Below are 12,736 nucleotides of genomic sequence, written 5' to 3' on the forward strand. Positions count from 1 at the left end.
CGCGGGATCAGGCGCCGTCGTCAGTAAAGCGGACTTTGCCGATATGGGGTAGGTTGCGGTTGCGCTGCGCAAAATCGATGCCGTAGCCGACGACGAATTCATCGGGGATTTCAAAACCGATCCAGTCGGCGCGGAAATCCACCTCCCGCCGGGAGGGTTTGTCGAGCAGCGCAATGGATTTGAGCCGTGCGGGCTTGCGGCTGTTCAAAAGGCCGATCACGTGGTTCAGCGTGTGACCGGTGTCGACGATATCCTCCACGACCAGCACGTCGCGACCTTCAATGGCGCCGCGCAAGTCCTTGAGAATGCGCACTTCCCGGCTGCTCTCCATGCCGTCACCGTAGGAGGACGCCTCAAGGAAATCGACCTCGATCGGCAGGTCCAGCTCGCGGACAAGATCGGCGATAAAGACGAAACTGCCGCGCAACAGGCCGACGACGACCAGCTTGTCGGTGTCCCCGAACTCGGCGTGGATATCGCCGCAAAGCTCTTCGATCCGTGCGGCGATGGCCTTGGCTGAAATCATCACATCGATGACATATGGACGCTGTGACATGGCTGACCCCTTGAAATTCCCGCGCGTTCATAGGACATGACGCGGCACGATCATAGCAGGAAATTCGACGAAACCATGCCCACCCATTCGGAAACCCGCCAGCTGCCTTATTCAGCACAGCAGATGTACGATCTGGTGGCGGATGTGGCGCAATATCCCAAATTCCTGCCTTGGTGCGCCGCAGCCCGGATCCGCAGCGTGACGCCACAGGGCGATGCTGAGGTTATGGAGGCCGATCTGGTGATCTCCTTCAAAGTGTTCCGCGAACGCTTTGGCAGCCGGGTGACCCTGTTTCCTGTGACGCGCAAGATCGATACCGAATACCTCGACGGTCCGTTCCGCTACATGAAATCCAACTGGTCTTTTGAAGATCGTCCCGATGGCGGCTGCAATGTCGATTTCTTTGTCGATTTCGAGTTCAAAAACGCGGTTCTTCAGGGGATCATCGGCGTGGTATTCAACGAGGCAATGCAGCGCATCGTGCGCGCATTCGAAGGGCGGGCGGCGGATCTTTACGGCTAGTCTCCTGCCTTGGTGGCCGGGGCAGCCTTGCCACTCGCCGCGCAGTGACAGCGGCTGACACAAAACAGGCCCCTTCAAAAAAAGGGGCCTGCCTCAGGAAATTCAGTTCTCTAAGTTGTTGTCTTAACTGGACAGATCGTAGGCGCGTTCACCATGGGCCGAGATATCCAGACCGTTGGTTTCGGCTTCGGCATCGACGCGCAGGGCGGTGACAGCAGCGACCACTTTGACCAGAACCACAGTGACAACCGTTGTGAAGATGCCCACGACTGCCAGACCGCCCAGTTGCGCAGCCCAGCTGCCTGCACCAAAGACGGCAATCATGATGGTACCGAAGATGCCGCCAACGCCGTGCACGGCAAAGACATCCAGCGTGTCGTCGATCTTCAGCACATTGCGCACGAGATTGACCGCTTCCTGGCACAGGATACCCGCGATGGCGCCGATGATCAGGGCCTCAACCGGGCCGACAAACCCGCTCGCCGGGGTGATCGAGGCGAGGCCAGCGATGGTGCCCGTGACGATGCCGACAACCGAGGCTTTGCCGTATTTGATCTTTTCCCACAGTGCCCAGGTCAGCGATGCCGTGGCGGCCGAAATATGCGTCACGGTCAGCGCCATGGCAGCGCCACCGTCCGCAGCGAGTTGCGAGCCGCCGTTAAAGCCGAACCAGCCAACCCAGAGCATGGCCGCACCGATCACGACAAAGCCGGGATTGTGCGGTGGGGTGGTGCTGTTTTTGCGCGGCCCCAGGAAGACGGCGATGATGATCGCGGCAAGGCCTGCGGTTTCATGCACCACGATACCGCCGGCAAAATCACGCACGCCAATGTCACCAAAGATACCGCCATCGGACAGCATGCCGCCGCCCCAGATCCAATGCACCACAGGCGCATAGCAGAGGAGCATCCACAGCCCGGAGAAGGTCAGCACAAAGCCAAACCCAACCCGTTCCACGTAGGCGCCAACGATCAGCGCCGGTGTGATGATGGCAAATGTCATCTGGAAGGCAAAGAACAGAACCTCGGGCAGGGTGCCCGCCAGGCTGTCCGCGTCAACGCCGCTCAGGAACAGCTTGTCCAGCCCGCCCCAGTACCCGCTGGTGCCGCCGCCGAATGCGATAGAGTATCCTGCGACCAGCCACAGAACGCTCATCAAACAGGCAATTGCATAGCAGTGCATGAAAACGCTGAGTACATTTCGGGCACGTACCAGCCCGCCGTAAAACAACGCGAGACCGGGGAGCGTCATAAAGAGCACCAAAGCCGTCGCCACAATGATCCAGGCTGTATCAGCTCCGTTCATTTTGGGTTCCTTCCATCAAAATTGAGTGGTTGGAGGCCGACAAAACGCAAGAACGATGCTAAAAGAAGCATCATGCTCTGCTTGGGCGCTGTTTTTTGCAGCTTTTAGCGAAGCGATTAATAATTGGGCAAGAAATGCGCTCGTTTGCCCGCTTTATGAACTTAATGTGAAATGGCCCGTTCCAGCAGGGAAAGGGCATGATCCCGGCTGGCGGCGCGAACCTGCGGGCGGCCTAGGGCGCCAAATTCGATGGTCTCCACATGAGTTTCCCGCCCTTCGGCAGAGAGGCCAAAGCAGACCCGGCCTTCGGGCTTGAACTCAGAACCGCCCGGTCCGGCAATCCCAGTGATCGACACGGCTAGGGTGGTTCCGGCGCGGGCGCGGGCACCTTCGGCCATTTCCCGCGCGACTTCCTCGCTCACCGCGCCGAACGCGTCCAACGTTTCCGGGCGCACGCCGATCATCTGGGTTTTGGCATCGTTGGAATAGGTCACATAGCCACGATCCAGCACCGCCGAGGACCCCGGGATATCGGTCAGGGCAGCGGCGACCATGCCCCCCGTGCAGCTTTCGGCGGTGGCGATGGTCACGCCTGCCTTGGCTGCGCGGGCGATCAGATCCGCGACATCGACACTCACAGCCCCAGCACCCCATGCGACAGGCCAGCCAGCAGGGCAACGCCAATGGCTGCAAAGATCCCGGCGATCACATCGTCCATCATCACTCCGACCGCGCCTTTCTTGCGGTCGGCCCAGCCGACGGGGCCGGGTTTCAGGATATCGAACAGGCGGAACAGCACAAAGGCCGTGACCCAGCCCGGCCATAGAGCGGTGATGTCGATGCCATGCGCCCAGGATGGATAGGAAATCGCCCAGAGCGCCAGGAACTGACCGGCCAGTTCATCCATAACGAATTCGGACGGATCGAGGTCTTCCTTGCCGCGCGTCATCTCGGCTGCAGCCCAGAGGCCCGCGGCGGTGCAGATTAGGGTCATCGCAGCAAGCAGGGGAAAGCCGCCGACCAGATGCAAGCCATAGGCCAGCGGTAGCGCCACCAAGGATCCCCAGGTGCCGGGGGCCGGGCGCAGATAACCGACGCCCAGAACGGTTCCGATTGCTGTTGCGATATTCATGATTTCACCAATGCCGCGGTGGCCAGCGCCGCGATCCCTTCGCTGCGCCCGGTAAAGCCGAGCCGTTCGGATGTTGTCGCCTTGACCGAGACCCGATCTGCATCAATGCCAAGGATCGATGCCATTTGTGCCTGCATCTTTGCGGAATGCGGGGTGATCTTGGGGTATTCACAAACCAGCGTGCAGTCGACGTTGGAAACTTGGAAGTCTTTGTTGCGCGCCAGCTCGACGGCGTGACGCAGGAAGATGTCGCTCGCCGCGCCTTTCCACTGTGGATCGGAGGGCGGGAAGTGGCGGCCGATATCGCCTTCGGCCAGCGCGCCATAGATCGCGTCAGTGACCGCATGCATGCCGACGTCGGCATCAGAATGGCCTTGCAACCCCTTGTCATGCGGTATTTTTACGCCGCAGAGCACAACATGGTCGCCCGCACCAAATCTGTGAACGTCGTAGCCATTTCCCAGCCTGATATCCATCCTGTCCTCTTCTGACCTGTCGTTATCTGCTCTATCCAAGATCACCTCGGCCCGGGCAAAATCCGCAGGGCCGGTGATTTTGATATTGTCTGGATTTCCCGGAACGATGGCAACGTCAAGCCCGGCAGCGCGGGCCACGGCCACATCGTCTGATGCCTCACCCGGATGGGCGCGATGCGCGGCAAGGATCTCGGCATAGCGAAAGCCCTGCGGTGTCTGCGCGGCAAATAGCCCGTCGCGGTCGCGGGTGCCGGTGACTTTGCCATCGTGCCCGGTCCACAGCGCATCTGTGACCGCCAGCGCCGGAGCCGCTGCCGGGCCTGTGGTCAGCGCGTCCTCTACCGCATGAATCAAATCCGGGGTGATGCAGGGCCGGGCAGCGTCGTGGATCAGCACTCTGGTGATGTTCTGCGCCTCAATCGCCTCCAGCCCGTTCAGAACGGAGCGGGAGCGTGTATCGCCCCCTGGGGCCAGGACAATCCCCGGCTGTCCCTGAAATTCGGCCCATGCTTCGCTGTCGTCGGGCGAAAGGACCAGCACGATCTTCTCGATCCCCGCCTGCCGAAAAGCAGCCAGGGTCCAGTCGATGACGCGGCGCCCTTTCAGCGGGCGCCATTGCTTGGGCAGGCCGCCGCCAGCGCGGGTTCCGCGACCGGCGGCAACGATAAGAGCGGCAGTGGTCAAAAGGCAGCCTCCGGCTTTTGCTTGGCTGTTTAGGACCTGCCGGTTACAGAGGCAATCACCCATGGGGTTGCGCTTAAAAAATAGGCAGTCGATCTGGAATATTGGATCATTCGGGGCCATTTCATTGTCTCTCCCCGGCGCTCCCGGTTAGAAAAGTCTCAGTTGCACAAGGATTAGGCAGTTGCCCTTCAGCCTCGGAACCACCTCTATGACACCGCCGATCGCACTCGCGCCGATGGCCGGAATCACGGACCGTCCGTTTCGGGATCTGGTTCGTTCTTTTGGCGTTGGGCTGACGGTCAGCGAGATGGTGGCCAGCCAGGAAATGGTGCAGGCCAAGCCCGGCGTGCGTGAGCGGGCCGAGCTGAGCGCGGATGTGGAGAATACGGCGGTTCAGCTGGCCGGGCGTGAAGCCCATTGGATGGCAGAGGCCGCCCGGCAGGTTGCGGACCGGGGCGCGCGGGTTATCGATATCAACATGGGCTGCCCGGCCAAGAAGGTGACCAATGGCTATTCCGGCTCGGCGCTGTTGAAGACGCCCGATCACGCCCTGTCGCTGATCGAGGCCGTCGTGGCGGCGGTCGATATCCCGGTGACGCTGAAAACGCGCCTTGGTTGGGATGAGGGGAGTCTCAACGCCGCCTCGGTGGCGCGGCGGGCCGAAGATGCGGGCATCAAGATGGTGACCATCCACGGTCGCACCCGCTGCCAGTTCTACAAGGGGTCCGCCGATTGGGCAGCGATCCGAGCCATCAAAGACGCGGTGGATATACCGGTTCTGGCCAATGGCGACATTACTGGCACGGGCGCGGCCCATCAGGCGCTGGACCAATCCGGCGCTGATGGCGTGATGATTGGCCGCGGCGCCCAGGGCAAGCCGTGGCTGCTGGCCGAGATCGCGCATGATCTTTGGCAGACGCCCAAGCCGGATGTCCCCGAAGGAAAACAGCTTTTGGCCATGGTTTCAGGGCATTATCAGGCAATGCTCTCTTTCTACGGCATCGACCTGGGCACCCGCGTCGCACGCAAACATCTGGGCTGGTACATGGATGCCGCAGGCACTGGCCCCGTTCTGCGCCGCGCGGTTCTGACGGAGCGCGATCCGGATCAGGTTCTGGTTCTTCTTGAGGCAGCTTTGAGTGAGCAAACAGACGAGGTAGCAGCGTGATTGACGATGGTGCGCTATGGGCTTCGCTTCCGGTCCCGGCTTTTCTGATTGATGCGGAAGACTTGATCGCGGACGCAAATTCTGCGGCGGAGGGGTTCCTCAACACCTCGCGAAAGGCGTTGATGGGGAAACCGGTCTGGAGCCAGATCTATATCGATGCGCCGATCACGGATGCCTTTGCGCGCAGCCGCAGTTCGGGCACGCCCCTGTTCGTCAATGACATTGACGTCGGCGCCAGCAGCCGTGCGCCACTGCAATGCGGGGTGCAGATTTCCCCGGTGAGCGGCCACGAGGGGATGATGCTGCTGATGCTGTCCCCGCGTGAACTCGCCGGGCGGATGACGCAGAACCATTCTGCCAAATCGGCGGCGCAATCTGCCATCGGGATGGCGGAAATGCTGGCCCATGAGATCAAGAACCCGCTGGCCGGGATCACCGGCGCGGCGCAACTGCTGAGCATGAACCTGTCGGCCGAAGATCTGGAGCTGACCGATCTGATCGTCAGCGAAAGCCGCCGGATCGTGAAACTGCTGGAGCAGGTGGAGCAATTCGGCAATCTCTCGGAGCCGGATTTTAAACCGGTGAACCTGCACGATGTTCTGGACCGGGCCCGGCGCTCTGCGCTGTTGGGGTTCGGCGCCAATATGACGATCACCGAAGAATACGATCCGTCCTTGCCCTCGGCCTGGGGCGATGCAGATCAGCTGCTCCAGGTGATCCTGAACCTGTTGAAGAACGCCTCCGAAGCTGCTGGTAAAAAAGGCGGAAAAATTCGGATCCGTACCTTTTACGAGCATTCCTTCCGGCTGCGCCGCAGCGATGGAACCGGGAAACTGTTACCGCTTCAGATCGAGATCATCGACGATGGACCGGGGCTGCCGGACACCATCAGGGAGGACATTTTTGATCCCTTTGTCTCGGGGCGTGAAAACGGCACCGGGTTGGGGCTCGCATTGGTCAGCAAGATCATTGCCGACCATGACGGCTGGATTTCTGTCAGCTCCGAACCGGGGCACACAGTTTTCAGGCTTTCTTTGTCGCGTGTTCCGCGCGACGTCCAATCGCAGGAGAGTTGATCGATGGATGGCACCGTTCTGGTCGCAGATGACGACCGCACCATTCGCACGGTTCTGACACAGGCGCTGACGCGGGCCGGATGCAAGGTTCATGCGACCTCATCCCTGACCACGCTGATGCGCTGGGTGGCCGAGGGTAAGGGTGATGTGGTGATTTCCGACGTGATGATGCCGGACGGAAACGGGTTGGAAATGCTGCCCAAGATTGCCGAGGACCGTCCCGGACTGCCGGTGATCGTAATTTCGGCCCAAAACACCATCATGACCGCGATCAAGGCGGCCGAGGCGGATGCCTATGACTACCTGCCGAAACCCTTTGACTTGCCGGAGCTGATGAAGCGCACGGCCAAGGCGTTGTCGGAGAAACGGACCACCGCGACCACGGCCCGTTCAGAAGAAGAAGGCGACCGCCCCGAGGAACTGCCTCTCGTTGGTCGTACCGAGGTGATGCAGGGCCTGTACCGCCTGATCGCGCGGGTGATGAACACCGATATGCCGCTTTTGGTTACGGGTGAAAGTGGTACAGGCAAGTCATTGATTGCGCGTGCTATTCACGATTTCTCCGACCGGCGTACCTTGCCCTATGTGACCGCCACCGCCGCCGAGCTGATCGAGCTCGAAGGTCCTGCACGGCTTTTGTCGCAGGTCAAGGGCGGCACGCTGCTGATTGATGAGCTTCTGGATCTGCCGGATGAGGCGCAGGCCCGGCTGGTGCGCATGATGGATGCGACCAGTGATCATTCTCCGCGTTTCATGGCGACGAGCCAGAAAGACCTGGCTCCGGCGATGGAGGCCGGGGAGCTGCGCGCCGATCTGTATTACCGGCTCTGCGGGACGGAACTGCACGTGCCCGCGCTACGCGAACGGGTCGAGGATATAGCGCTCTTGGCCGAACACTTCCTGATCCGGGCAGAGAACGAAGGCGCGCCGCACCGCACGCTGAGCGAGGAGGGACGCGAGCTTTTGCGCCATTTCGCCTGGCCTGGGAACGTGCGCCAGCTGGAAAATGTGGTTCGCCGACTGGCGCTGACTGCGCGGAGCGAGGAAATCGGTAAATCCGATGTTGCGGCGGCGCTGGGACCGCAGACCGGGGCCGAACCCATGGTCAGTGGCGCAGTCAACGAAAAGCTATCCGAATCCGTGGCGCGCCACCTGCAACGCTATTTTGATCTGCATGGCGACATGTTGCCGCCGCCGGGGCTTTACGGACGGCTGCTGCGCGAAGTAGAGACGCCCTTGATCGAGATTGCGCTGGCTGCAACCGGCGGAAATCAGGCGAAATGCGCCGAATTGCTGGGCATCAACCGCAATACCCTGAGAAAGAAAATTACGGACCTTGATATTGAGGTGACACGGCGGCGCAAACTGATGTAATATCGCCACAGAAACGTGGCCGACCGGCACAGCCGTCGGTGAGGTCGCGATATGTGGCGGTTGGCCTAGAAGGCCATACATCAGAATGAGGGCAGCCAGTGGCGCAGAAGTCACATCTTCGCGGGGGATTCAGAACGCTCGCGGCGTTTGACCGGTGGCGGAAAACCCGGAAGGCTCGCAATATCGGCACCCTTGGCCTTGTCCTGCTGGGGCCGATTCTGGCTCTGGTGACGTTTCTGATCTTTGGTCCTTTGGGGCACGGCGCATCCTCTATGTCGTTGCGCCTGATTCTGCTGGCCGACATGGTCTACATCATGGCGATTGCCGCCTTGGTGCTGACCCAGATTGTGCGTCTGTTCGCGGCGCGCCGTTCCAAATCGGCTGGCTCCAGACTGCACCTGAGGCTAATCGGAGCCTTTGGGTTTTTGGCGCTGGTGCCCACGGTTATCGTCGCGATCTTTGCAGTATTGACGGTGAATGTTGGGCTTGAGGGCTGGTTTTCCCAGCGTGTTCGGCAGGTCATCGGCTCGTCGCTTGCGGCTGCCGAGGCCTATCAGGTGGAACAACGGCGTGACCTTTCCGAAGATGGCGAGGCGCTGGCGCGTTACCTAGATACCAGCCGCTCGCGTAGTTTTTTCATGAACGATGCAGAGCTGCGGCAGGTTCTGTCGCAGGGGCAGCTGCAGATCCAGCGTGGCCTACGCGAGGCCTATGTCATCGATGGCGTTGGCGATATCCGGGCGCGGGGCGAACGGTCCTACGAATTTGATTTCGAACATCCCGATCCCGAGCAGATCACCGAGGCGGCTGAGCAGGGGATGAGCATCATCCAGGACTGGGACAATAACGAGTTTAGGGCCATTGTGCGCCTGAACGCCTTTGTCGACCGGTTCCTGTACATCAGCCGCGATGTGGATGGTGAATTGCTGAACCTTCTGGATGAAACCCAGCAGACCGCGAACCTCTATCAACAGCTTGAGAAAGAGCGCGGTCGGGTGTTGTTCGAATTCGGCCTTTTGTACATCGGGTTTGCATTGATCCTGATCCTGGCGGCCATGTGGCTGGGCATGTGGTTTGCGGAACGTTTGTCCGGTCCTGTCGGTCGCCTGACCGTGGCCGCGCGCCGGGTCGGTGGCGGTGATCTTGACGTGCAGGTGCCCGAAGAGAACGGCGGTGACGAGATTTCCCAACTTGGCCAGTATTTCAACAGGATGACGCGGGAACTGAAACAACAGCGCAAGACCTTGCTGGAAAACACCGACCAGATTGAGCGCCGTCGGAGGCTGTTCGATTCGGTTCTCTCCTCAGTCACCTCCGGTGTCGTTGGGTTGGATGCCGAAGGACGGGTCGCCTTTGTGAACCGGTCCGGGGAACGTCTGCTGGATTGGCACGGGGACCGGCAATCGCTGGCGCTCGCCGTGGCCGTGCCGGAATTCGGCCCGCTGTTCGAAACCCTGACCAAGGATGGCGCGGAAACCGCGCAGGATGAGATCAAGGTGACGCGGCATGGCCGGTTGGAAAACCTGCTGGTGCGGATGTCGCAGCGCCGGTCCGATGATGGCAACCTCGAAGGCTATGTGGTGGCTTTTGACGACGTTACCGATCTTGTCAGCGCCCAGAGGATGGCCGCCTGGGGCGATGTGGCCCGGCGGATTGCCCATGAGATCAAGAACCCGCTGACCCCGATCCAGCTGAGTGCGGAGCGGATCAAGCGTAAGTTCGCGCCCAAGCTGGGCGAGGAAAACAGCGATCAACTGCAAGCCATGACCGATGTGATCGTGCGCCAGACCAACGATCTGCGCCGGATTGTCGATGAGTTTTCAAAATTCGCGCGCATGCCGGAACCTGAACGCCATGAAGAAGATCTGGTCAAGCTGGTGCAGGACGCGGTGGTGCTGCAGCGCACCGGCCAGCCGGATGTGACGATTACGGCGGATCTGCCCAATACCGTGTGCTGTGCAGATCTGGATGCGACCATGATCGGGCAGGCGTTGACCAACCTGATCAAAAATGCCGGTGAAGCGATTGAAAGCCTGAAGAAAAAAGGCGCGCCCGAGGATCTGGATCCGCAAATTCGCGTGGTGCTGCGCCGGGCCGATAAAGGGGGATATGAGGTGACGATTGCCGATAATGGCATCGGCTTGCCAGAGGACCGCGCGCGGTTGTTTGAACCCTATGTAACCACCCGGAACGAAGGCACCGGGCTGGGATTGCCGATTGTGAAGAAGATTATCGAAGAACACGGCGGCACCCTGACGCTTGAGGATGCGCCGGTGTTCGAAGGACAGAACCATTTTGGAGCCATGGCGGTGATCCGCCTGCCAGACGCCGTACGTACGGCTGAGGCTAACAGAAATACAGTGAAGGTAGGTCTGACATGAGTGACATTCTGATCGTTGACGATGAGCGCGACATTCGCGAATTGATTTCCGATATCCTGGAAGATGAGGGGTTTGCCACGCGCAAGGCGGCGAACTCCGAGGAATGCATGGCCGAGATCGGGCAGGAGCCTCCGGCGCTGCTGATCCTCGATATCTGGCTCAAGGACAGCCAGATGGACGGCATCGACATCCTGAAAACCGTGAAGCGGGACAATCCCGAGGTACCGGTGGTGATCATCTCAGGCCACGGGAATATCGAGATTGCGGTCGCGGCGATCAAACAGGGCGCCTATGACTTCATCGAAAAGCCCTTCAATATCGATCAGCTGATGGTGGTGATCCGGCGGGCGATGGAGACTTCGCGCTTGCGCCGTGAGAACACCGATCTGCGCCGCAAGGAAACCGGAGCTGCCGAGATGATCGGAAATTCCGCAGCCTTCCGGGCGCTGGTGGCGCAGCTCGACAAGGTCACCAAATCCAATGGCCGTGTGATGCTGACGGGACCTGCCGGCGTGGGCAAGGATATCGCCGCGCGCTATATCCACTCCAATTCGGCCCGTGCCTCGGCTCCCTTCGTGACGGTGAACTGCGCCAGCATCGAGCCGGAGCGGATGGAAGAGGTGCTGTTTGGCCGTGAAACCACGGACCGCGGGGTTGAGCCGGGATTGCTGGAACAGGCGCATGGAGGCGTGGTGTTCTTTGACGAGGTCGCGGACATGCCGCTCGGGACCCAGTCAAAGATCCTGCGGGTGCTGGTTGATCAGCAGTTCCAGCGGGTTGGTGGATCCGAGAACGTGCGGGTCGATCTGCGGGTGATATCTTCCACAAACAAGGCCTTGGAGGCAGAAATTGAAGCGGATCGTTTCCGGCAGGAGCTCTATCATCGGCTGAACGTGGTGCCGATTGCGGTGCCGACGCTCGCAGATCGGCGCGAGGATATTCCTGTTCTGGCCGAACACTTCATCCGCAGCTTTAATGAGGCGCAAGGCCTGCCACTGCGTGAACTGACGGATGAGGCGGTTGCACTGATGCAGACCATGATGTGGCCCGGAAACGTCCGCCAGCTGAAAAACCTGGTGGAGCGGATCCTGATCCTTGGCGATGGCAATGGCCCGATCGAGGCGCGCGACCTGCCGCGTGAAGAGGAAAAGGTCGAAGACGAGGGCCGCGTCGTCCTGTCCGGGGCCTTGGCGACGCTGCCGCTCCGTGAGGCTCGCGAGGCCTTTGAACGCGAATACCTGCTGACCCAGATCAACCGGTTCGGTGGCAATATCAGCCGCACGGCTTCGTTTGTGGGCATGGAACGCTCGGCCTTGCACCGCAAGCTGAAATCGCTTGGCGTTGTCACCTCGAACAAGGCTGGCGCGCGCGTTGCTCATGTGGAGCAGGAAGAAGATATGGTCTGACCGCCGCGTGCGGATAACGGGGCGCGTAGGCACGGTCTGCGCGCCTGCTACCATTGTGTTTGCGAAACCTAGAGAGAACCCGGTGTCCGGGGCGGCAGTGTAGCCGACTACGGCGTCAGGACATGCAGGGTGTTGTCAGGGCCTTTCCAGACGCAGGCATCGCCAGTCAGCGGCGGCAGGCGGCTCGATTGTCCGGCCAGACGCTGCCCGACTTCGGCGGTGGTGCAGCGCCTCAGGGGTACCTCTTGATACCCTTTCTTGGCCATACAGCTTTGCTCTAACCGCCTGCGCAAACCTTGGTTCACATCAACCGTATAGATGCCACCATCAACCCGGTATCCGGGGCGGCTCCAGCAGTTGCCGTCCCTGCAATATTGCCCGCCGGGATAATAGACGGGCGGGCGCTGACGAATTTCATTGGCCACGGGCGCCTTTTCCAGCGCGCTGACCTGACAGGAAAGCGTGTCTGCCTGAAGCCTCTGCACATCGGCGCCTTCGCGGTAATAGACCGGCACTGGGCCACATCCGGCAAGGACGGCGCCCAAAACGGGCACGGCGAACAGGGAACAGAAGCGGCGGTAAGCACGGGTCATGGTGTCAGAATGCCCCGCGATGACGGTCAGTACAATTGATTTGACCCCTCTGGCGGCTTCTGT

At 60.6% G+C, this 12,736-nt stretch carries 12 protein-coding genes; 6 read left to right on the top strand and 6 right to left on the bottom strand.

Annotation, left to right across the window (positions count from 1 at the left end):
- Positions 1-7: 7 nt before the first annotated feature.
- On the bottom strand, positions 8-556 hold the full coding sequence (gene hpt, locus SM765_RS02820) for a hypoxanthine phosphoribosyltransferase (protein WP_065270218.1): 549 nt from the start codon (positions 554-556) through the stop codon (positions 8-10).
- Between the two features lie 75 nt (positions 557-631).
- On the opposite strand from hpt, the gene SM765_RS02825 reads away from it, so the two are divergent.
- Positions 632-1,078, top strand: a complete 447-nt coding sequence (locus SM765_RS02825) for a type II toxin-antitoxin system RatA family toxin (RefSeq protein ID WP_274837246.1) — start codon at positions 632-634, stop codon at positions 1,076-1,078.
- 123 nt (positions 1,079-1,201) lie between these two features.
- On the opposite strand, the gene SM765_RS02830 is transcribed toward SM765_RS02825, so the two are convergent.
- The 4 genes from SM765_RS02830 to SM765_RS02845 form a co-directional block, all read right to left on the bottom strand.
- Positions 1,202-2,383: an ammonium transporter gene (locus SM765_RS02830; RefSeq protein ID WP_065270219.1), complete on the bottom strand. Its 1,182-nt coding sequence runs from the start codon at positions 2,381-2,383 to the stop codon at positions 1,202-1,204.
- A gap of 161 nt (positions 2,384-2,544) precedes the next feature.
- Positions 2,545-3,021, bottom strand: coding sequence for a CinA family protein (locus SM765_RS02835; protein ID WP_274837015.1), 477 nt, complete (start codon positions 3,019-3,021; stop codon positions 2,545-2,547).
- A complete protein-coding gene (locus tag SM765_RS02840; protein WP_065270221.1) occupies positions 3,018-3,515 on the bottom strand; it encodes a phosphatidylglycerophosphatase A family protein in 498 nt (165 codons plus the stop codon). The genes SM765_RS02835 and SM765_RS02840 overlap by 4 nt, the downstream gene beginning before the upstream one ends.
- Positions 3,512-4,675: a bifunctional 2-C-methyl-D-erythritol 4-phosphate cytidylyltransferase/2-C-methyl-D-erythritol 2,4-cyclodiphosphate synthase gene (locus SM765_RS02845; RefSeq protein WP_274837016.1), complete on the bottom strand. Its 1,164-nt coding sequence runs from the start codon at positions 4,673-4,675 to the stop codon at positions 3,512-3,514. The genes SM765_RS02840 and SM765_RS02845 overlap by 4 nt, the downstream gene beginning before the upstream one ends.
- Positions 4,676-4,856: 181 nt before the next feature.
- Between SM765_RS02845 and dusB the strand changes: the two genes are divergently transcribed.
- From dusB to ntrX, 5 genes are all read left to right on the top strand, one after another.
- On the top strand, positions 4,857-5,843 hold the full coding sequence (gene dusB, locus SM765_RS02850; protein WP_274837017.1) for a tRNA dihydrouridine synthase DusB: 987 nt from the start codon (positions 4,857-4,859) through the stop codon (positions 5,841-5,843).
- Positions 5,840-6,919, top strand: a complete 1,080-nt coding sequence (locus tag SM765_RS02855) for a two-component system sensor histidine kinase NtrB (protein ID WP_116560293.1) — start codon at positions 5,840-5,842, stop codon at positions 6,917-6,919. The genes dusB and SM765_RS02855 overlap by 4 nt, the downstream gene beginning before the upstream one ends.
- A gap of 3 nt (positions 6,920-6,922) precedes the next feature.
- Entirely contained in the window at positions 6,923-8,293 is a 1,371-nt protein-coding gene (locus SM765_RS02860; protein ID WP_065270223.1) for a response regulator, read from the top strand.
- A 98-nt stretch (positions 8,294-8,391) separates the two neighbouring features.
- Positions 8,392-10,674, top strand: coding sequence for a sensor histidine kinase NtrY-like (locus SM765_RS02865; protein ID WP_274837018.1), 2,283 nt, complete (start codon positions 8,392-8,394; stop codon positions 10,672-10,674).
- On the top strand, positions 10,671-12,080 hold the full coding sequence (ntrX, locus tag SM765_RS02870; RefSeq protein ID WP_274837020.1) for a nitrogen assimilation response regulator NtrX: 1,410 nt from the start codon (positions 10,671-10,673) through the stop codon (positions 12,078-12,080). Before SM765_RS02865 ends, ntrX begins: the two co-directional genes overlap by 4 nt.
- A 107-nt stretch (positions 12,081-12,187) precedes the next feature.
- Here the strand turns inward: ntrX and SM765_RS02875 are convergent, their stop codons facing one another.
- Complete coding sequence (locus tag SM765_RS02875) at positions 12,188-12,673, bottom strand: hypothetical protein (RefSeq protein ID WP_274838989.1); 486 nt, start codon at positions 12,671-12,673, stop codon at positions 12,188-12,190.
- Positions 12,674-12,736 lie beyond the last annotated feature (63 nt).

Source organism: Pseudophaeobacter sp. 1A09344 (genome assembly GCF_041008745.1).
GTDB classification, from domain to species: domain Bacteria; phylum Pseudomonadota; class Alphaproteobacteria; order Rhodobacterales; family Rhodobacteraceae; genus Phycobacter; species Phycobacter gallaeciensis_A.

What these genes read in the sequence shown, in the direction of transcription:
- hpt (WP_065270218.1), bottom strand. Translation starts at nt 556, where the DNA reads ATGTCACAGCGTCCATATGTCATCGATGTGATGATTTCAGCCAAGGCC.
- SM765_RS02825 (WP_274837246.1), top strand. Translation starts at nt 632, where the DNA reads ATGCCCACCCATTCGGAAACCCGCCAGCTGCCTTATTCAGCACAGCAG.
- SM765_RS02830 (WP_065270219.1), bottom strand. Translation starts at nt 2,383, where the DNA reads ATGAACGGAGCTGATACAGCCTGGATCATTGTGGCGACGGCTTTGGTG.
- SM765_RS02840 (WP_065270221.1), bottom strand. Translation starts at nt 3,515, where the DNA reads ATGAATATCGCAACAGCAATCGGAACCGTTCTGGGCGTCGGTTATCTG.
- SM765_RS02860 (WP_065270223.1), top strand. Translation starts at nt 6,923, where the DNA reads ATGGATGGCACCGTTCTGGTCGCAGATGACGACCGCACCATTCGCACG.
- ntrX (WP_274837020.1), top strand. Translation starts at nt 10,671, where the DNA reads ATGAGTGACATTCTGATCGTTGACGATGAGCGCGACATTCGCGAATTG.
- SM765_RS02875 (WP_274838989.1), bottom strand. Translation starts at nt 12,673, where the DNA reads ATGACCCGTGCTTACCGCCGCTTCTGTTCCCTGTTCGCCGTGCCCGTT.